Genomic DNA, 19,449 nt, shown 5'->3' with positions numbered 1-19,449 from the left:
CGCGAGCCGCTCGACGGCCTCGACGGGTTCGCAAACGCTTGCGCATCGCGCCATGTCAGCTGCCCGACCACAAGCTGCGCAGAGCCGCGGCGGCGGCCGTACCGACTCGGCCACAGCCACCGCGCCGCCAGCCCTGCTCGACCGCGGCGGCGGCCGTACCAAGTCGGCCACAGCCACCGCGCCGCCAACCTTGCTCGGCCGGGGGCGGCCGTCCGAGTCGGCTGCGGCCACCACGTCGCGGGCCTCGTTCGGCCGCACCGGGCCGATCACGTGCAGTTCGGCCGCGATGCCGCCGCCCGGTCGTCATCTACCACCGACCGGCCGCGGTGGCGCCCGGCAGCTGCGCCGTGGCACAAGAACAGCGCCATGGCGCGGCTTGCGGGTGTGGCACCGCGGGCGGGCGGGCGACGATCGTGTCACCGTGGCGTGTGAGTGGAGGTGACCTGTGCCGCGTGATACCGGGTTTCCCCATGCCGACGCGGAGAACGACTTCCTGCGGATGCGCAGGAGGCAGGTCCTCTCGCGGCTAGGGGCGTGGCTGCGTCGGGAGCCGGACGACGTCAACATCATGTTGCCGTTCGACGAGGTCGTCGGGGCGTTGGGGCGGACCGGGGAGAAGCGGCTGGGGCTGCGGGTGATCCCACTGGACTCGATCGTCGGGAGTGTGGATCGGACCCGTGACTTCGACCGCCGGTTCCGGCCGACCTCCGGGCGCGCCCGGGAGCGTTGGGAACGGCTGGCTCTCGCGCAACGTCGGGGGGAGGCGGTTCCGCCTATCGAGGTTTATCGCGTGGGGGACCTCCATTTCGTGGTTGACGGACATCACCGGGTCTCGGTGGCGCACGCGCTGAACCTGAAGACGATCGACGCGTACGTCACCGAGATCGTCACCCGGCTGTCGGCGGCCGGGATCCGGTATCGCGGGGACCTGATCGTCAAGGACTACCGGCGGATATTCCTCGACCGCGTCCCCCTCCGCGGCGACGCCAGGGCGTCGATCAACCTGACCGCGCCGTGGGACTACGCGGAACTCTCGGAGGCAGTGGAGGCGTGGGGGTTCCGCCTGATGCAGGACGAGCACGTCTTCCTCGACCGGCCCACCGTCGCCGCGCGGTGGTACGCCGAGGAGTTCACGCCCGTGATCACCATGCTCCGGCAGGCCGGGATGATCGACACCCAGACCGAGGCCGAGGCCTATCTCTGGGTGATCGCCGAGCGCTACCGGCTGATCCGCACCCACCGCTGGGATGACGAGGTGATCACCGCCCTCCGCGACCGGCGCCACTGACGGGACGACCCGTCGGCCGCCTCGCCCGCACCCCCCTCCGAAGAACCCGGCCCAGCCAAGGACGACAGCAAAGCGATCCTTTGCGGGGCAACGAGAAGTGGGTGTAGAGCACGGCGACGCTGGACCTGCCCTGGTCAAGCGGCGCAGGCCGCATCGCTGGATTGGAATGGTTGGTAGGGGCGGATTGGTTGATCTAGCCAGGTTGGCGAGCGTTGACCTGCTTGGCGGGCCGATTGGTGGACCCGCCCCGCAGTCGGCGAGCGTTGGCGTGGAGCTGGTTGGGATGAACTCGTTGCCCTTGGCGGCCGGTTCAGCTCCGGCGCATCAGACTGGGGCGAGTCACAAGGTCCAGATCTGCACCGCCCGGATCGTGAACGGGGCCGATGGGACGTACGTGCCCCCACCCGGATAAGTGTCGAACTCGCCCTCAGTGGCGCATTCCTCGTCCTGATACACCGTTGTCGGCTTGCTCAGCCGGTTGATGAACGACCGGACGCCGATGTCCTCCGACAGCGGCACACACTCCTCCACCCCCGTATCCGACAACGTCAGCACCACGAGTTCCCCGCCGAAGTTCGGCTCCGACCAAAGACAGAGCTCACCCGCGTCACAAGGCAGCGGATCAGCCGCGGCGGCCGAGGTCAGACCGAACACAGTGGACAGTGCGAGCAGGACGGCAAGAGCGATGGTGCGCATGAGATCTCCCCTGTTTCCCTTGTGGCGACTCGCGTTTCGAGGCGCCCAAGACACAGGGTGGAGAAGATCGGCAAATCGTGCAAACAGTTGTCCACAGGCTCAGCCCGCGTAGGTCAGATTCCTCCCGTCGGCCGGGTCGAACAGTTGGACCTTGTCCGGGTCGAACCACACCTCGACGTCCTCGCCCGGCTTCACCTGGGACGCCGCGGACAGGCGGGTGACGATCTGGGGGCCCGCCGCGGTCAGTTCGGCGGAGCCCGCGTCGGCGGCGAGTTCGTCCAGTTCGGCCGACGTCGCGGTCTCGCCCTCGATGGTGAAGTAGGCGAACTTGTCCGAGCCCATCGACTCGACGACGTCGGCCGTGGCGGAGAAGGTGCCGCCGCCCGCGGACGTGTCGAGGAGGCGGGCGTCCTCGAAGTGTTCCGGCCGGATGCCCATGATGACCTCGCGCGGGGCGTTCGCCCCCTCGGCGAGCATCCGGATCCGGTCGGTCAGCGGGAACGCGCCCAGCGGCGTCGACAGGGCGCCGTTCTCCAAGGTCGCGGGGAGGAAGTTCATCGACGGCGACCCGATGAACCCCGCCACGAACAGGTTCGCGGGCTGCTCGTAGAGGAACTGCGGCGACCCGATCTGCTGCACGAGCCCGCTGCGCATGACCACGACCCGGTCCCCCAGCGTCATCGCCTCGGTCTGGTCGTGCGTCACGTACACCGTCGTCGTGCCGAGTTGCTTCTGCAGCTTGGACACCGACGTGCGCATCTGCACGCGCAGCTTGGCATCCAGATTGGACAGCGGCTCGTCCATCAGGAACGCCTTGGGACTGCGCACGATCGCGCGGCCCATGGCGACACGCTGGCGCTGGCCGCCGGACAGGTTCGCGGGCTTGCGGTCCAGATGCTGGGTCAGGTCCAGGATGCGTGCGGCCTCGTCGACCTTCCGCTGGACCGTCGCGTTGTCCACCTTGGCCAGCCGCAGCGGGAACGCCATGTTCTCCCGCACGCTCATGTGCGGATAGAGGGCGTAGGACTGGAACACCATCGCGATGTCGCGGTCCTTCGGCGCGCGCTCGTTGACTCGCTGGCCGTCGATGCGCAACTCGCCGTCGGAGATGTCCTCCAGGCCCGCGATCATGTTGAGCGTGGTCGACTTCCCGCAGCCCGACGGGCCGACCAGGATGACGAACTCGCCGTCGGCGATCTCGATGTCCACATCGGACACCGCGAGCGCGCCGTCCGGGTAGCGCTTGGTCACCTTGTCCAGGACGATCTCAGCCATGGCTCAGCCCTTCACCGCGCCGGAGGTCAGCCCCGCGACGATGCGACGCTGGAAGAACAACACGAACAGGATGATCGGGATCGTGATCACGACCGCGGCCGCGCACACCGTCCCGGTCGGGTCCTCGAACTGCGATGACCCGGTGAAGAACGAAAGCGCCGCGGGCACCGTGCGCGACGACTCCGTGGACGTCAGCGAGATGGCGAACAGGAAGTCGTTCCAGCAGAAGATGAACACCAGGATCGCCGTGGTGAACACTCCCGGCGCGGCGAGCGGCGCGATGACCCGGCGGAACGCCTGCGCGGGCGTGGCGCCGTCCATCTTGGCCGCCTTCTCCAGTTCCCACGGGATCTCGCGGAAGAACGCCGACAGCGTGTAGATCGCCAGCGGCAGCGCGAAGGTGATGTAGGGCAGGATCAGGCCGGGCCACGTGTCGAACAGGCCGAGGCCGCGTTCCATCTCGAACAGCGGCGAAACCAACGACACCTGCGGGAACATCGCGATCAGCAGCGAGACCCCGACCAAAGCCTGCTTGCCGGGAAAGTCGAGGCGGGCGATGGCATAGGCGGCCATCGTCCCCAGCACGACCGCGATGACGGTCGCGATCAGCGCGATGCCGATGGAGTTGATCAGCGCGCGGATGAACTCGTTGGTGTTGAAGATGTCGATGTAGTTCTGCCAGGTCCACGCCCGCGGGATGAAGTTTCCGTCGGTCAGCGTCTCCTTGGTCTTGAACGACAGCGACACGATCCACAGCACGGGCACGAGCGCGTAGATCACCACCGCGATGTCGACCAGGCCCCACCTGGCCTTGGCACCGGCGGGCGCGGCGGATCCGATGGCGGCCATCAGCGCCTCCTTCCGTCGTCGCTGCCCGGCGCCGAGGTGCCGAACACCTTGATGAACAGGAACGCGATCACGGCGACCGCCAGGAAGATCAGCACCGACATCGTCGACCCGATCCCCAGGTTGAGCCCCTTGATCAGGTTGTTGTAGGTCTGCATGGACACCGACCCGGTCTCCTGCGCGCCGCTGGTCAGCACGAAGATGTTGTCGAAGATCCGGAACGCGTCGAGCGTGCGGAACAGCAGCGCCACCAGGATCGCGGGCTTCATCACCGGGATCATGACCTTGGTGAACCGCTGCCACGCCGACGCGCCGTCCATCGACGCGGCCTTGAGCAGGTCGTCCGGCACCAGCGCCAGGCCCGCCATCAGCAGCAACGCCATGAACGGCACCGTCTTCCACACCTCGGCCAGGATGATGATGGCCAGCGCGGGCACCCGCTCGGTGAGCAGTGCCGCGTTCGGCGCGACGAGTTCGGCCAGGTAGCCGGTGTCCTGCGTCCACGCGTACCGCCACGAGAACGCCGCGACGACGGTGACGATGCCGTACGGGATCAGCGCCACGGTGCGCACGAGGCCGCGCATGACGAGCGTTCGGTGCATGATCAGCGCCAGGACCATGCCCAGCACCAACTCGATCACCACCGAGATCACCGTGATCAGGGTCGTGACGCCGAACGCGGTCCACCAGTAGGAGTTGGACAGCACGGTGACGTAGTTGTCGATCCCGATGAACTCGCGCTGGTCGGGGAACCGCAGGTCGTATCGCTGCAGCGACAGCCAGATCGAGTAGATGATCGGATAGCCGGTGACGGCGAGCATGACCAGCGCGGCGGGCGCGCACAGCCAGAGTCCCAGCCTCCGCTCAGCTTTCTTGCCCTCACTCAGGACTTTCCGGCTGGGCCGGTCGAGTGTCGCGGTCACGGCAGGACTCCCTTCGAGTCGAGCGCGTCCTGCAGTTCCTTGCGCAGCCGGTCGGCTGTCGCCTGTGGATCGATCGCCGACGGCGGCGACAGGATGGTGGAGATCAGCGTGGAGACGTTCTGGTAGGCGGGAGTCAGCGGCCGGACCGCCGCGGTCTTGAGCTGTTCGAGGATCGCGTCACGCATCGGGTACGGACCGGCCATGTCCGGGTCGGCGTACACCGACTCGATAGTCGGCGGCACCCCGGAGTTGATCGCCGAGAACTTCTGGTTCTCCGCGCTGCGCAGGCACTTGGCCGCCTCGAACGCCTCCGGCTTGTGCTCGGAGTACTCGCTGACCGCCAGGTTGAACCCGCCGATCGTCACCGTGCCCGCCTTGCCCTCGTCGATCGACGGATAGGGCGCCCATTTGAACCTCGTCGCGAGATCCGGGTTGGCCTTGCCCATCGCGGCGTACACGTACGGCCAGTTCAGCTCGAACGCGGCGTTCCCGCCCTGGAAGGCCAGGCGGATGTCGTCCTCCTTGGCGTTGGACAGCGACGGGCTCGACACCGGCGACGTCGCCAGGTCCTTCAGCGCCTGCAACGCCCGGACCGCGCCCTCGTCGACCACGGCCTTGGTGCTGTCGTCGGAGAGGATCTTGCCGCCCGCCGACGCGACCAGGGTGTTGAACTGCACGACCAGGCCCTCGTACTGCGCGCCGGTCATCAGCACTGTGCTCGGCTTGCCCTGCGCCCTGAGCGCCTCGGCCTGGTCGAGCATCTCCGCCCACGTCGACGGCGGGTCGGGCACCAAGTCCTCGCGGTACCAGAGCAGCTGCACGTTGGTGTTCTTCGGCGCGGCGTAGAGCTTGTCCTTCCACCGCGCGGTCGTGAGCGGGCCCTCCAGGGTGCCGCGCTCGACCTCGGCCTTGTCGGCCCCGGTCCACTCGGCGATCCAGCCCGCCTCGGCGAACTCGGCGACCCAGGTGACGTCGAGGCCGAGGATGTCCATGTCGGTGTCGCCCGCGGCGAGCCTGCGCACCATCTGCTCGCGCTGCCCGTCGGCCTCCCGGGGCAGCACGTTCAACGCGATCTTGTACCGGCCGCCCGCCGCGTCGTTGCACGCGGCGATGACCTTGGTGAAGTTCTCCTCGGTGGAGTAGTAGACGTTGACCGTCGTCCCGGCCTGCTCGGCGGCGCACGCCGATGCCGCCATCGCCGCGCACAGGACCACGGCCGCTCGACGTATCCGACCCATCGCGCAGCCTCCTTCCGACGGACACGCCGAAAGGCCCCGCGGCACCCCGACGTGCCACCGGCATCAACCACGAAAGTCGCGCACCGGTCTACTGAACGTAGGCCGGGTGATCACACCCCGCAATTCGGGGCTAGCTCAGCCCACCCGGGCCCATGGCCAGCTTGGCCAGCAGGTCACGGCCCTTCTCGGCGTTGCGCGGCTGGGCGAGCACGTCGTAGCGGCCCGCGACCAGCTGCGTCGCCGAGGCGATCTCCCGGCCGCGGCCCCGCGTGCTGGCGTAGCCGACGGCGGCGAAGATCAGGCCGAACACCACACCAGCCGACAGACCCACGAGGATCGGGGCGAACGACGCCTGCTGCTGGCTGAACAACCCGAGAAGCAGGCCGACGAACAGGCCGAACCATGCCCCCGACAGCGCGCCCGTGCCGAGCACCTTCGGCCAGCTCAGCCTGCCGATGACGCGCTCGACGAGCATCAGGTCGACCCCGACGATGGTCACTTCCTCGACGGGGAACTCATTGCCGGCGAGGTGCTCCACCGCGCGGTGGGCCTCCTGGTAGGTGCCGTAGGACCCGATCGGCCAGCCGCTGGGCGGCGTCGGCACCTTGGGCAGACCCTGACCGGCTCGCTGGGAGCCCGAGAACGCACCGCTCATCCCTCCATACTGCCAATACGGGACGAGCGGTGCGAACCCGACTAACCCCTGGACTTGTACTCGCGGAGCAGACCGCGCGAGATGATCGTCTTCTGGATCTCGCTGGTGCCCTCGCCGATCAGCAGGAACGGGGCCTCGCGCATGAGGCGCTCGATTTCGTACTCCTTGGAGTAGCCGTAGCCGCCGTGGATGCGGAAGGACTCCTGGGTGACCTCGGCGCAGTACTCCGAGGCGATGAGCTTGGCCATGCCCGCCTCGACGTCATTGCGCTCGCCGGAGTCCTTCAGGCGGGCGGCGTTGACCATCATCAGGTGGGCGGCCTCGACCTTGGTGGCCATCTCGGCCAGCTTGAACGCGATGGCCTGGTGCTCGGCGATGGCCTTGCCGAAGGTCTTGCGCTGCTGGGCGTACTCCACGGCCAACTCGAAGGCGCGGATCGCGATGCCGCAGGCGCGGGCGGCGACGTTGACGCGGCCGACCTCGACCCCGTCCATCATGTACGAGAAGCCCTTGCCGGGCGCCTCGCCGAGGACCTTGTCGGCGCCGATGCGGAAGCCGTCGAACACGGCCTCGGTGGTGTCGACGCCCTTGTAGCCCATCTTGTCGATCTTGCCGGGGATGGTGAGCCCGGGGACGACCTCACCGAACCCGGACGGCTTGTCCACGAGGAACGTGGTCAGGTTCTGGTGGGGCTTGTCGGCGCCCTCGTCGGTCTTGGCGAGCAGCGCGATCAGGTTCGACGAGCCGCCGTTGGTCAGCCACATCTTGGCGCCGTCGATGACGTAGTCGTCACCGTCGCGCTTGGCGCGGGTCTTGATCGCGGCGACGTCGGAGCCCAGGTCCGGCTCGGACATGGAGAACGAGCCGCGCACCTCGCCGGTGGCCATCTTCGGCAGGTAGTGCGCCTTCTGCGCGTCCGTGCCGTGCTGCTTCACCATGTGCGCCACGATGAAGTGGGTGTTGATGACGCCGGAGACGCTCATCCAGCCGCGCGCGATCTGCTCGACCACGAGCGCGTAGGTGAGCAGCGACTCGCCGAGGCCGCCGTACTCCTCGGGGATGGTGAGCCCGAACAGGCCCATCTCCTTCATACCCTCGACGATGTCGGTCGGGTACTCGTCGGCGTGCTCCAGCGCCTGCGCGTGGGGGATGATCTCCTTGTCCACGAAGTCCTTGACCGTGGACAGGATCTCCCGCTGGACGTCAGTCAGTCCGGCGGTCTGGGCGAGGCGGGCCATGCGAGCTCCCTAGGCGAGACGGCACTTGAGTTACCCCGGAGTATCTACCGGTTAACGCCCGTTCGCGTCACAGAAGTGCGCAGCACCACTCAGCCCGCGCGGAGCACCAGCTCGTCGCCGCAGCCGCGGCATTCCTCGGCGAGGATGTATACGTCGGCGCCACAGCCGTCGCAGGAGCGGAAGCTGCGAGCGAACAGGTCGTCGGCCTGGCGGCGGCGTCCGCCGAAGAAGCTCAGAAGACCTTCCGATGAGGTGTCGCGGTGTCTACCCATGCCCCTAGCGTTGCTTGCCGGGTGGGGGTCGAGGCAAGTCTTGACCGTGATCTGTGCGTTATGTCACGACAACCTTTCACGTCCTGTCACGTCGTTGACCTGCTCCGTGACCGTTCCGTGTCCTTCAGGCCCGGTAACGAAGCGGTTACCGGTCGCGTTCTCGAGGAAGCGGAGCAGCTCGACGGGGAACGGCAGCACGAGTGTCGAGTTCTTCTCGGCGGCCACCTCGACCACCGTCTCCAGCAGCCGCAGTTGCAGGGCGGCGGGGGTGTCGGACATCGTCCTGGCGGCCTCGGCGAGCTTGTGGGAGGCCTGCAGCTCGCCGTCGGCGGAGATGACGCGGGCGCGGCGCTCGCGTTCGGCCTCGGCCTGGCGCGACATCGACCGCTTCATCGATTCGGGCAGGGCGACGTCCTTGATCTCCACGCGATCGATGTGGATGCCCCACTCCAGCGCGGGGCTGTCGATCATCATCTCCAGGCCCTGGTTGAGCCGCTCCCGGTTGGACAGCAGGTCGTCGAGGTCGCTCTTGCCGATGATCGACCGCAGCGACGTCTGCGCGGTCTGGCCGACAGCGAACTGGTAATCCTGCACGGTGACCGCGGCCAGCACCGGGTCGATGACTTTGAAGTAGACGACGGCGTCGACCCGCACGGTGACGTTGTCGCGCGTGATGCCGTCCTGGGCGGGCACCGGCATCGTCACGATCTGCATGTTGACCTTCTGCATCCGGTCGGCGACCGGGAGCAGCACAGCCAGCCCCGGCCCGCGCACCTGGGGCCGCACCCGGCCGAAGCGGAAGACGATGCCGCGCTCGAACTGGCGCACGATCCGCGTGCTGCTTGCCAGCAGCACGGCGGCGACGGCGAGCACCGAGAAGAGGATGTAGACGAGCACCATGGCGGGCTCCCTTCCCGCCATCGATATTACGCTTGGCGGGCATTACTCCAGGCGAGTGAACCGGCGGGGAAACTCCCCTGGTGGGCACCCAGCTGGGTAGGTTGCACAGGAACGGCCCGACGCCTGAGCGCCGGGCCGTCCGCGAGGCGGTGTGATCAGCGCTTTGGTCGGCTGGTGATCACATCACCGATGTACACGAGAGCCCTTGTCGCCGCGGCAAGGGCTTCGTGCTGTGTGAGCACGGCCAAGCCGTGGAGCACCAGCAGCGGTGTTCGGACCGCCGCCCATGCCTGACTGGGATCCCGCTGTGGTCGCCGGACGGGATGGGGTTCCCCGTCGGCGTCGTCTCGGTCGTCTGTCCGCATGACCCTCCTGTTCGCACCCTGTCGACTCGTGCCGACGCGTCACGCCCGAGGCGTGGGTGCGGGGTCAGGACATTCGTGCCGAGGACGTCATAGCCTCCCCTCGGCAAGCCGGTCTATGCCCGCGTTGAGGTCGGTGATGAACAGCTTGCGCAGTTGGTCGTCGGAGGCCGTCGGGTGTAGTTGGCGGAGGTAGCGCTCGGCCAGTGCGGCGAGGGCGTCGCCGCGGCGGTGGGCTTCGCCTACCTCGCGGCGGAGTTGGTGTTCGCGGCGCTGGGTTTCCTCGCGGAGGTCGCGCAGGCGGGCGTGGAGGACGGCGGAGACGGCGGTCTCGCGGGCGCTGGGCTGGTCGGGTTCGCGGGGGTTCAGGGCGGTGACCGCGACGAGTGAGTCGTGGATGCGTTGGCGGGACACGACCTGTTCGTCGATCCACGACGGCAGGCGGATGTCGCCGGTGTAGCCGGAGCCGGGGGTGCGCAGCGTCGACGCGCGGCAGTAGAGGCCCGCGGCCAGGGCGGTGATCACGGGACGGTTCTCGGCGGAGACGCCGACCTCGAGCACGTCGCGGATCTCCTCCCAGCGGGGCCTGCGGCGGGCGCCGCGGCCGAGGAACTTGGAGCACTTGCGCTGGAGGTCGGCGAGATCGCTGCCGTGGGCCCAGTGGTCGGGCAGGTGGCCGTAGCGGTCGGCGACGGCGCGGTAGGAGTCGGTCAGGCAGTCGTGTTTGTCGACCAGGACCACCAGCAGGAAAAGGATGAGCTTGCGGTCGTCGGGGCTGAGCCGGTCGTTGGTGAAGTCCGCGGTCGTGCGCAGCCTGCTGAGCGCGGCTTGGCCGCGTCTGCCCGCCGCCCGCGACGGCACGGGCGCTTCCTCCTGCTCATCGAGCACTCGAATCGTTCCTCTTCTCCGTCTCGATTAGTCCCCATAAACTCGCCGGGGGCGAGAAAGCGGGGCGATTACTCGCCGGAGTGGCGACAATTCAGTACCCCTCAGGCGGCCCAGCGAGCGGCCCGAACGGGTGAACATCGGCCGTACCTTAGCGCGTTTCGACCACGCCTCGTCACCCGAATGGCCGGTCTGGCTGGAGCGGAAAATCGTCCGGATTCGTGGGCAACCTTTTCGGCCCGGCGAAGGTCAAAGAATGCGCCGAAATGCGAACCGCCCGCGCCTGGAGTCGGCGCGGGCGGTTCGGGTCGAACCGGTGATCAGCCCAACTCGTCGATCGCGGCGGCCACCGCGAGGATGCGGCGGGCGTTGTCGACGTGCAGGTTCTCGATCATGCGGCCGTCGACGGTGACCACGCCGCGGCCCTCCGCGGCGGCGGCCTCGAACGCCTCGATGATCTTGCGGGACTGCGCGACCTCCGCCTCCGACGGCGCGAACGCCTGGTTGCACGGGTCGATCTGCCCGGGGTGGATCAGCGTCTTGCCGTCGAAGCCGAACTGCCTGCCCTGCAGGCACTCCGCGGCGAACCCGTCGAGGTCCTTCACGTCGTTGTAGACGCCGTCGAGGATGACCTTGCCCTCGGCCCTGGCCGCCAGCAGCGCCAGCGACAGCCCGCCCAGCAGCGGCGCGCGGCCGGGGACGTGCTCGGCGTGCAGTTCCTTGGCCAGGTCGTTGGTGCCCATCACGAAAACCGTCAGCCGCTCCGACGCCGCGGCGATCTCCTGCGCGCGCAGCATCGCGATCGGCGTCTCGACCATCGCCCAGATCGACGTGTGGTCGGGCGCGCCCGCGGCCTCCAGCGCCTCCTCGATCGCGTGCACCTCGGCGGCGCTGTTGACCTTCGGCACCACGATCGCGTCCGGGCCGACCTTGGCCGCGGCGCGGATGTCGTCGGCGTGCCACGCGGTGCCCAGGCCGTTGACCCGGATCGTCAGCTCGCGCTTGCCGTAGCCGCCGCCCGCCACCGCGGCGCACACGCGCTCGCGGCCGTCGGCCTTGGCGTCGGGGGCGACGGAGTCCTCCAGGTCGAGGATCAGCGCGTCGGCGGGCAGGGTCTTGGCCTTCTCCAGCGCGCGCTCGTTGGCGCCCGGCATGTAGAGAACGGACCGGCGGGGGCGGGGCGCGTCAGCCATTCGCCAGAGCCTCCTTGGTTGCGGCGTCGTAGGCGGACGCCAGTTCGGGGTCACGCGCGGCCAGGGCGTCGGCGAGTTCGGCGACGACGCGGCACTGCTTGACCGTGGCGTCGTCCTGCATCTTGCCGTCGATCATGACCGCGCCCGTGCCGTCGCCCATCGCGGCGATCACCCGGCGTGCCCACGCGACGTCCTCCGGGGCGGGCGAGAAGACCTTCTTGGCGATGGCGATCTGCTTCGGGTGCAGGCTCCACGCGCCGACGCAGCCGAGCAGGAAGGCGTTGCGGAACTGGTCCTCGCAGGCCACCACGTCGGCGATGTCGCCGAACGGGCCGTAGTACGGCAGGATCCCGGCGCCCGCGCACGCGTCGACCATCCGCGCGACGGTGTAGTGCCACAGGTCCTGCTGGTAGGTGGTGCGGCCGACGGTGAAGTCCTCGCCGACCGGGTCCGTGCGCACCAGGTAGCCGGGGTGGCCGCCGCCGACCCGGGTGGTCTTCATCCGGCGGCTCGCGGCCAGGTCGGCCGGGCCGAGCGAGATGCCCTGCATGCGGGGGCTCGCGGTGGCGATCTCCTCGACGTTGGCCACGCCCTGCGCGGTCTCCAGGATCGCGTGCACGAGCAGCGGCCGGTCCAGGCCCGCGCGGGCCTCCAACTGGGCGAGCAGGCGGTCGACGTAGTGGATGTCGGCGGCGCCCTCGACCTTCGGGACCATGATGACGTCGAGCTTGTCGCCCACCTCGGTGACCAGCGTGATCAGGTCGTCGAGCACCCACGGCGAGTCGAGGCTGTTGACCCGCGTCCACAGCTGGGTGTCGCCGAAGTCGGTGGCCTTGGCGATCTTCACCAGACCCTCGCGCGCGGCCTCCTTGCGGTCGGCGCGCACGGCGTCTTCCAGGTTGCCGAGGACGACGTCGGCCTGCGCGGCCATGTCCGGCACCTTCGCGGCCATCTTCTCGTTGCTCGGGTCGAAGAAGTGGATCATGCGCGACGGCCGGAACGGGATCTCCCGCACCGGCTCGGGCGCACCTACCGCGAGCGGGCGGAAGAAGTCCTTCGGTGAACGCATCGAGCCTCCGTTCGGAACGGGGTTAACCGGCCGGTAACCACTGGAGAGTTGTAGTCGACCACGGCATGGGCAGGACCGCCATTGTGGCCTCTGCAACATCCGGTGTGGCCACAATGACACCCGTGCTCACCGTGCCACCGGACTTCGCCGACGGCTTTACCGAACCAGATGAGCGTCGCTGGATCACCGACCTGCCCGACCTCGCCGCCCGCTGCCTCCGCCGCTGGGACCTGACCGTCGACGGCGACCCCCGCCACGGCTACGTCGCCATCGTCGTGCCGGTCCGCCGCGCCGACGGCACACCCGCGGTGCTGAAACTGCCCTGGCCACACGAGGAAGCCGAGCACGAGGCCCGCACACTGTCCCTTTGGGACGGTGACGGCGCGGTGCGGCTGCTCGCCCACGAGCCCGCCGACTGGTCGATGCTGCTGGAGCGGCTCGACCCCGACACCTCACTGCTCGACGTGCCCGTCGCCGAGGCGATCGACGTCGTCGCGGGCCTGGCGCGCAGGCTCGACCGCCCGGCCCCCGCAGACCTGCGCCACGTCGCCGCGACCGCCGCCCGCTGGGCGAATGAACTCGCCGCGAGCGACAGCGCGGTGCCCCGCGAACTGGTCGACCAGGCCGCCGCGTACTGCCGCGAACTCGGCCCGAAAGCCGGGAACCGGCTGGTCAACGAGGACCTGCACTACGCGAATGTGCTGCGCGGCGACCGCGAGCCGTGGCTGGTGATCGACCCGAAACCGATCTCGGGCGACCCCGAGTTCGGCGCGCTCGCCCTGATCTGGAACCGCATCGACGACCCCCGCGCCCGCCTCGACGCCGTGGCCGCCGCGATGGACCTCGACCACGACCTGGCCCGCCGCTGGTCCTTCGTCCGCGCGGTCGAGACGTGGGTGGACGAGGACAGCGAACGCGCCAGGACGGTCGCGCTCGCGCTGGCCGAGTAGCCCGGCCCGGATACGCTCGGATGAGTGAAGGTCATCCACTTCGACGCCGGCGGGTGTGCGGCTGTCGCTGGATCGCCGACCTGCCCTCCACCGCCGACTTCCTCACCCCGCAGCTCCGACTGGCGCGCCCCGACTTGATCTTCACCACCTGACTCCAGGAGATCGCCGCGACCGCCCCCGACGTCGTCGCCGAGCAGGTGAGCCTGACGGTGGGCGCGAAATCGCCGCCGGTGATGGCCGCCGTCGACGCGGGCACCCGCGCCGGACGCGCGGCGCGGGGAATGGGCAAGTTCAGGGCGATGCGCGACGGCTGGGCCGACCTGCGTGACCGCCTCGACGCCGACCTCGGCGTGCGCGCCCGCGCGATGGCCACCGCCGGGATCGGCGGGCTGCTCGGGACGCCGCGGTCCTCAACCAGCGGACGGCGCTCGGCGGTAGCGGCCCAGGCTGCTGCGACCTCGCAACCCCGCTCGGCCGCGGTGACGGCCCTCACCAGCCGATGAGACAGGACGGCCGGGGCACTGGGCCCCGGCCGTACCCCCAGGACACAACCTCACCGCACCACCACCTCCGAAGCCAAACGATTCGACTCGACTCGAATCCAGCGCCGATAGGCTGCCCGCGTGTTGGTCGCGACGCTGGACGCCTCCGCGATGGCCGGAGTGCGGTTGGCGATGTCCCCTGCGCTCGAGGCGCTCTCCTGGCTGCGGATCACGGCGGGCGGCGCGCGGCACCCGGTCTTCGGCGACCCGGGTCCCGCGGCGCGGTTCGCGTTGCGCGACCGCGATGTCGCACTGGTCGCCAGGTCGATGCCGCCCATCGGCCGCGGCGGCTACTCACCGGACCTGCTCACGCCGCGGCCACCCGCCGTGCGGACCGACCTGATCATGGCCGCGCAACTGGCCGAGTCCGCCGAGACAGCCGCCGACGTCGCCGCCGCGCAGGTGGCCCGCACCGACAGGCCGGTGCACCGCGACCTCCGCGCCGCGGTCGACGCGGGCACCTACGCCCGGCGAGCCGCCCGCGGCCTCGCGGTGTTCTGGCAGGCCGCGATCGGCGACGGCTGGGGCGATCTGCGCGCCCGGTTCGACGCCGACCTCGCGGTCAGGGCGACGACCATGGCCACCGAAGGCGTGGGCGGTCTGTTCGGCTCCCTGCACCCGAACCTCGAATGGACCGGCTCGGCGCTGTGGATCCGGTGGCCGGGCCACCGCACGGTCCAGTGCCGTGGCGGCCTCGTCCTCAGCCCGAGCCTGCTTGAGACGGACCGGTGCCTGCAGCTCCAGCTCAGCGACACCGACACCTCGGTGATCAGCTACCCGGCGGGCGCCGGACCACGGCCCGCGGGCGTGTCACGGCTCGTCGGGGCCTCGCGGGCGACGCTGCTCAACGACCTCAACGTCGCCAGGACCACGTCCGACCTGAGCTCACGCCACGGGCTCGCGCGCGCCACTGTCTCCTACCACCTGTCGGTCCTGCTGGAATCCGGTCTGGTGAGCAAGGTGCGCGACGGCAAAGCGGTCCTCTACCGACGGACTGCGCTCGGCGACACCCTGCGGTAGCGGCCAAGGCTGCTGCGACCTCGCAGCACACCGCTCAGCCGCGGTGACGGGTGCGCGCCGCGTTTCGCGGTTAGCCTGACGGCGTGGCAGGCATCAGCAAGATCTTCGTCGCGCAGCTCCTGGGCCTGCCGGTCTTCGGCCCGGACGGCGAATCCATCGGCAAGATCCGCGACCTCGTCGCCGGGCTGCGGGTCGACGGCCAGCCGCCCAGGGTCCTGGGCATGGTGGTCGAGCTGGCCACGCGCAGGCGGATCTTCGTGCCGATGCTGCGCGTCACCTCGATCGACCCGAACGCCATCACCCTCGCGACCGGCTCGGTCAACATGCGCCACTTCCACCAGCGGCCCACCGAGGTGCTCGTCGTCGGCCAGCTGCTCGACGCGCGGGTACAGGTGGTGGCGACCGGGACGACCGCCGTCGTGGTCGACACCGCGATGGAGCCGACCAGGACGCGCGACTGGGTGCTCGGCCGGGTCGCGATCCGCGAGCGCACCGGCAGGCTGGGGCGGCGCGGGCCGATCCAGGTGCTGTCCTGGTCGGAGATCCGCTCCCCCGGCATCACCGAGCTCAGCGGCCAGCCGCAGGACGCCCACCAGCTCGTCGCCGTGTTCGACACCATGCGCGCCGCGGACGTGGCGACCGCGCTGCAGGACCTCCCCGCGAAACGCCGCTACGAGGTCGCCGACGCGCTCGACGACGAGCGGCTCGCCGACGTCATCGAGGAGCTGCCCGAGGACGACCAGAAGGACATCCTCACCCACCTCGACGAGGAGCGCGCCGCCGACATCCTGGAGGCGATGGACCCCGACGACGCCGCCGACCTGCTCGCCGAGCTGTCCGAACCGGACAAGAACCGCTTCCTGGAGCTGATGGAGCCCGAGGAGTCCGCGCCGGTGCGGCGGCTGCTGGAGTACTCGTTCGACACCGCGGGCGGCCTGATGACCCCCGAGCCGATCGTGCTCACCCCGGACGCGCCGATCGCCGAGGCGCTGGCCAGGGTGCGCAACCCCGACATCACCCCGGCGCTGGCCAGCATGGTGTTCGTGTGCAGGCCGCCGTCGGCCACCCCGACCGGCCGCTATCTCGGCTGCGTCCACATCCAGCGGCTCCTGCGCGAACCCCCGTCCGACCTGGTCGCCGGGGCCATCGACAAGAAGCTGACGAGCCTGCGGCCCACCGATTCACTCGTCGAGGTCACCCGGTTCTTCGCCACCTACAACCTGGTGTGCGCGCCCGTGGTGGACGACGAGGACCACCTGCTCGGCGCGGTCACCGTGGACGACGTGCTCGACCACCTGCTGCCCGACGGCTGGCGCGAGCGGGAAGCGAAGCCGATCGATGCCTGAGCCCACGTTCCGCCGCCGCCTCGACCAGCCGCGCAGGCCGCGCGCGCTGCGCTTCGAGTTCGACCCGGACTCGTTCGGCCGGTTCTCCGAACGGCTGGCCCGGTTCCTCGGCACCGGGAAGTTCCTGTTCTGGCAGACGATGATCGTGATCGCGTGGATCACGCTCAACCTGGTGGCGGTGTCGCTGCGCTGGGACCCGTACCCGTTCATCCTGCTCAACCTGGCGTTCTCCACCCAGGCCGCCTACGCCGCCCCGCTGATCCTGCTCGCGCAGAACCGGCAGGACGACCGCGACCGTGTGTCGCTCGAAGAGGACAGGGCCAGGGCCGCGCAGACCAAGGCGGACACCGAGTTCCTCGCCCGCGAACTCGCCGCGCTGCGCCTGGCGATCGGCGAGGTCGCCACCCGCGACTACCTGCGCGGCGAACTGGACAAGCTGCGCGGCGATCTCAAGGGGACGAAGAAGGCCAAACCCAAGACGCCCGCGGCCAAGTCCATGATCGACGATCCCCGCTGGGACGACGACTAGTCGACCAGTTTGGCGCAGAGATCGCCCATGTCCTGCAGTTCGTCCGGGTCGAACCGGGCGACGAAGTGACGGACGACACCGTCCAAGTGGGTGTGTGACGCCGTCCGCAGGGTGTTGAGCCCGTCCTCGGTGAGGGTCGCGACGACGCCGCGGCCGTCGCCCGCCACGCGCTCACGCGAGACCAGGCCGACGCGTTCCAGCCGGTCGACCAGCCGCGTCACCCCGGAGCGCGACAGCAGCACCGCGTCGGCCAGCTCGGCCATGCGCAGCTTGCGGCCGGGGGCCTCGGCGAGCTGGACCAGCACGTCATAGCCGCCGAGGGACAGTTTCTGCTCGGCGACGAGCTCGGCCTCTAAAGCACGGGTGATTCGAGCGTGGGCACGCAGGAAGGTGCGCCATGCGTGGAGTTCTTCACGGGTGGGCCGGGCGGACTGGTCCGGCACGGTCAAGGGGGCCTCCTGGGGAGCCGAGCAGCCTCCCAATGTTACGGAACGCGTCCATCCGGCTGCGCGGAGCCCTGTGGCGCCCGCCATCCGCACGTCGACAGCGCGCTACCCGGCCGTAGCATGGGGCTCGTGACAACACTTCCCACTGTCGACACCGTGCGCGCCGCCCTGGCCAAGGTCGAGGACCCGGAGATCCACAAGCCGATCACCGACCTTGGCATGGTCAAGGACGTGACCGTGCACGAGGACGGCCGCGTGGACGTCGCGATCTTCCTGACCGTCGCGGGCTGCCCGCTGCGCGACAAGATCACCCGGGACGTGACGGCCGCGGTGTCGGCCCTGCCCGGCGTGACCGACGTGCGCGTCGAACTCGACGTCATGAACGACGCGCAGCGCACCGCCCTGCGCAAGTCGCTGCGCGGCGACAGCGAGGAGCCGCGCATCCCGTTCGCCGAGCCGGGCTCGCTGACCAGGGTGTACTGCGTCGCGTCCGGCAAGGGCGGGGTGGGCAAGTCCAGTGTCACGGTGAACCTGGCGGTCGCCATGGCCGCGCGCGGGGTGAAGGTCGGCATCGTCGACGCCGACATCTACGGCCACTCGATCCCGCGCATGGTCGGCACCAGCGAGAAGCCGACCAAGGTCGAGAAGATGATCCTGCCGCCGGAGGCCAACGGCGTGAAGGTCATCTCGATCGGCATGTTCACCCCCGGCAACACCCCGGTCGTGTGGCGCGGCCCGATGCTGCACCGCGCGCTGCAGCAGTTCCTCGCCGACGTGTTCTGGGGCGACCTCGACGTGCTGCTGCTCGACCTGCCGCCCGGCACCGGCGACATCGCGATCTCGGTGGCCCAGCTGATCCCGAACGCGGAGATCCTGGTGGTGACCACGCCGCAGCAGGCCGCCGCCGAGGTCGCCGAGCGCGCGGGCGCCATCGCCCTGCAGACCAGGCAGCGCGTGGCGGGCGTCATCGAGAACATGTCGTGGCTGGAGATGCCCGACGGCACCCGCATGGACGTCTTCGGCGCGGGCGGCGGCCAGACCGTGGCCGACTCGCTCTCGCGCGCGGTCGGCTCGGATGTGCCGCTGCTGGGCCAGGTTCCGCTCGACCCGCGCCTGCGCGAGGGCGGCGACGCGGGCGAGCCGCTGGTGAAGTCCACTCCGGACGCTCCCGCGGCGCGCGTGCTGAACGAGATCGCCGGGAAGCTGTCCATGCGGGCCCGCGGGCTGGCCGGGCGGATGCTGTCGGTGTCGCCCGCGGGCCGGTAGGTGCTAGCTGACGACCTGGCGGGTCGCGGCGTTGAGGCGGTTCCACAGGTTGACCGTGGCGATCCCCATGATCAGCGCGGCCAGCTGCTCCTCGTCGAAGTGCTTGGCCGCCGCGTCGTAGACGTCGTCGGGCACCGGGCCGTCGGTGAGCTTGGTCGTCGCGTCGGTCAGCGCCAGCGCGGCGCGCTCGGCCTCGTCGAGGCGCGTGGTCTCCCGCCACGCGCCGACGGCCCAGATCTTCTCGTCGCTCGCCCCGGCCTTCTTCGCGTCCCGCGCGTGCATGTCGACGCACACGCTGCAGCCGTTGATCTGGCTGGCGCGCAGGTAGACCAGGTGCATGGTCAGCGCTGGGACGCCCACCTTGTTGATCGCCTTCCCGAGCCCCAGCAGCGCCTGCATCGCGTCCGGAACGATGGTCGCCGGGTTGGCCATCCGTGCCTGCATGTCGATCTCCCTTGTCACATCGGCTCTTCGCCGTCCGTCAAAGCGCTGACGGATCGCGACGGAGGA

21 protein-coding genes are annotated in these 19,449 nt (G+C 69.7%); 7 read left to right on the top strand and 14 right to left on the bottom strand.

Going from position 1 to position 19,449, the window contains the following annotated elements:
• Positions 1-499: 499 nt before the first annotated feature.
• Positions 500-1,288: a chromosome partitioning protein ParB gene (locus ACSHT8_RS27935; protein WP_436502205.1), complete on the top strand. Its 789-nt coding sequence runs from the start codon at positions 500-502 to the stop codon at positions 1,286-1,288.
• A gap of 339 nt (positions 1,289-1,627) precedes the next feature.
• On the opposite strand, the gene ACSHT8_RS27930 is transcribed toward ACSHT8_RS27935, so the two are convergent.
• The 12 genes from ACSHT8_RS27930 to ACSHT8_RS27875 form a co-directional block, all read right to left on the bottom strand.
• Positions 1,628-1,984, bottom strand: coding sequence for a peptidase inhibitor family I36 protein (locus ACSHT8_RS27930; protein WP_436493938.1), 357 nt, complete (start codon positions 1,982-1,984; stop codon positions 1,628-1,630).
• 99 nt (positions 1,985-2,083) lie between these two features.
• Entirely contained in the window at positions 2,084-3,259 is a 1,176-nt protein-coding gene (locus ACSHT8_RS27925; RefSeq protein WP_436493936.1) for an ABC transporter ATP-binding protein, read from the bottom strand.
• 3 nt (positions 3,260-3,262) lie between these two features.
• Positions 3,263-4,108 carry a carbohydrate ABC transporter permease gene (locus ACSHT8_RS27920; RefSeq protein WP_436493934.1) on the bottom strand — a complete coding sequence of 282 codons (846 nt, stop codon included), beginning with the start codon at positions 4,106-4,108 and terminating at the stop codon, positions 3,263-3,265.
• Positions 4,108-5,028: a carbohydrate ABC transporter permease gene (locus ACSHT8_RS27915; RefSeq protein WP_436493932.1), complete on the bottom strand. Its 921-nt coding sequence runs from the start codon at positions 5,026-5,028 to the stop codon at positions 4,108-4,110. Before ACSHT8_RS27915 ends, ACSHT8_RS27920 begins: the two co-directional genes overlap by 1 nt.
• Entirely contained in the window at positions 5,025-6,266 is a 1,242-nt protein-coding gene (locus ACSHT8_RS27910) for an ABC transporter substrate-binding protein (protein ID WP_436493930.1), read from the bottom strand. The genes ACSHT8_RS27915 and ACSHT8_RS27910 overlap by 4 nt, the downstream gene beginning before the upstream one ends.
• A gap of 130 nt (positions 6,267-6,396) precedes the next feature.
• Entirely contained in the window at positions 6,397-6,921 is a 525-nt protein-coding gene (locus tag ACSHT8_RS27905) for a general stress protein (protein ID WP_436493928.1), read from the bottom strand.
• A 41-nt stretch (positions 6,922-6,962) separates the two neighbouring features.
• Positions 6,963-8,159 carry an acyl-CoA dehydrogenase family protein gene (locus tag ACSHT8_RS27900; protein WP_436493926.1) on the bottom strand — a complete coding sequence of 399 codons (1,197 nt, stop codon included), beginning with the start codon at positions 8,157-8,159 and terminating at the stop codon, positions 6,963-6,965.
• Positions 8,160-8,248: 89 nt separating this feature from the next.
• A complete protein-coding gene (locus tag ACSHT8_RS27895) occupies positions 8,249-8,431 on the bottom strand; it encodes a hypothetical protein (protein ID WP_436493924.1) in 183 nt (60 codons plus the stop codon).
• 63 nt (positions 8,432-8,494) lie between these two features.
• Positions 8,495-9,328, bottom strand: coding sequence for a slipin family protein (locus ACSHT8_RS27890; RefSeq protein ID WP_436502204.1), 834 nt, complete (start codon positions 9,326-9,328; stop codon positions 8,495-8,497).
• 455 nt (positions 9,329-9,783) lie between these two features.
• Positions 9,784-10,581, bottom strand: a complete 798-nt coding sequence (locus tag ACSHT8_RS27885; protein ID WP_436493922.1) for a hypothetical protein — start codon at positions 10,579-10,581, stop codon at positions 9,784-9,786.
• A gap of 317 nt (positions 10,582-10,898) precedes the next feature.
• Positions 10,899-11,771 carry an HpcH/HpaI aldolase/citrate lyase family protein gene (locus tag ACSHT8_RS27880; protein WP_436493920.1) on the bottom strand — a complete coding sequence of 291 codons (873 nt, stop codon included), beginning with the start codon at positions 11,769-11,771 and terminating at the stop codon, positions 10,899-10,901.
• On the bottom strand, positions 11,764-12,840 hold the full coding sequence (locus tag ACSHT8_RS27875; RefSeq protein WP_436493918.1) for an HpcH/HpaI aldolase/citrate lyase family protein: 1,077 nt from the start codon (positions 12,838-12,840) through the stop codon (positions 11,764-11,766). The genes ACSHT8_RS27880 and ACSHT8_RS27875 overlap by 8 nt, the downstream gene beginning before the upstream one ends.
• A gap of 122 nt (positions 12,841-12,962) precedes the next feature.
• Between ACSHT8_RS27875 and ACSHT8_RS27870 the strand changes: the two genes are divergently transcribed.
• The 5 genes from ACSHT8_RS27870 (at position 12,963) to ACSHT8_RS27850 (ending at position 17,227) form a co-directional block, all read left to right on the top strand.
• A complete protein-coding gene (locus tag ACSHT8_RS27870; protein WP_436493916.1) occupies positions 12,963-13,790 on the top strand; it encodes an aminoglycoside phosphotransferase family protein in 828 nt (275 codons plus the stop codon).
• 197 nt (positions 13,791-13,987) lie between these two features.
• Positions 13,988-14,293 carry a hypothetical protein gene (locus ACSHT8_RS27865; RefSeq protein WP_436493914.1) on the top strand — a complete coding sequence of 102 codons (306 nt, stop codon included), beginning with the start codon at positions 13,988-13,990 and terminating at the stop codon, positions 14,291-14,293.
• A 120-nt stretch (positions 14,294-14,413) separates the two neighbouring features.
• The gene (locus ACSHT8_RS27860; protein WP_436493912.1) at positions 14,414-15,352 is read left to right on the top strand and encodes a helix-turn-helix domain-containing protein; all 939 of its coding nucleotides are present in this window, start codon (positions 14,414-14,416) and stop codon (positions 15,350-15,352) included.
• Between the two features lie 92 nt (positions 15,353-15,444).
• Entirely contained in the window at positions 15,445-16,698 is a 1,254-nt protein-coding gene (locus tag ACSHT8_RS27855) for a magnesium transporter MgtE N-terminal domain-containing protein (protein ID WP_436502203.1), read from the top strand.
• Positions 16,691-17,227, top strand: a complete 537-nt coding sequence (locus tag ACSHT8_RS27850) for a DUF1003 domain-containing protein (protein ID WP_436493910.1) — start codon at positions 16,691-16,693, stop codon at positions 17,225-17,227. Before ACSHT8_RS27855 ends, ACSHT8_RS27850 begins: the two co-directional genes overlap by 8 nt.
• On the opposite strand, the gene ACSHT8_RS27845 is transcribed toward ACSHT8_RS27850, so the two are convergent.
• Positions 17,224-17,676, bottom strand: a complete 453-nt coding sequence (locus ACSHT8_RS27845) for a MarR family winged helix-turn-helix transcriptional regulator (RefSeq protein WP_436493908.1) — start codon at positions 17,674-17,676, stop codon at positions 17,224-17,226. The two genes, ACSHT8_RS27850 and ACSHT8_RS27845, sit on opposite strands and share 4 nt — an antisense overlap.
• 117 nt (positions 17,677-17,793) lie before the next feature.
• Between ACSHT8_RS27845 and ACSHT8_RS27840 the strand changes: the two genes are divergently transcribed.
• Positions 17,794-18,939 (top strand): Mrp/NBP35 family ATP-binding protein, encoded by a 1,146-nt coding sequence (locus ACSHT8_RS27840; protein WP_436493906.1) that lies wholly within the window; start codon positions 17,794-17,796, stop codon positions 18,937-18,939.
• A gap of 3 nt (positions 18,940-18,942) precedes the next feature.
• On the opposite strand, the gene ACSHT8_RS27835 is transcribed toward ACSHT8_RS27840, so the two are convergent.
• Complete coding sequence (locus tag ACSHT8_RS27835; protein WP_436493904.1) at positions 18,943-19,401, bottom strand: carboxymuconolactone decarboxylase family protein; 459 nt, start codon at positions 19,399-19,401, stop codon at positions 18,943-18,945.
• Positions 19,402-19,449 lie beyond the last annotated feature (48 nt).

The organism is Actinokineospora sp. HUAS TT18 (assembly GCF_051364635.1).
In the GTDB taxonomy this organism is placed as follows: Bacteria; Actinomycetota; Actinomycetes; order Mycobacteriales; family Pseudonocardiaceae; genus Actinokineospora.
Note: the sequence above shows the minus strand (reverse complement) of the source record. Positions and strands in the feature narration are given on the sequence as shown.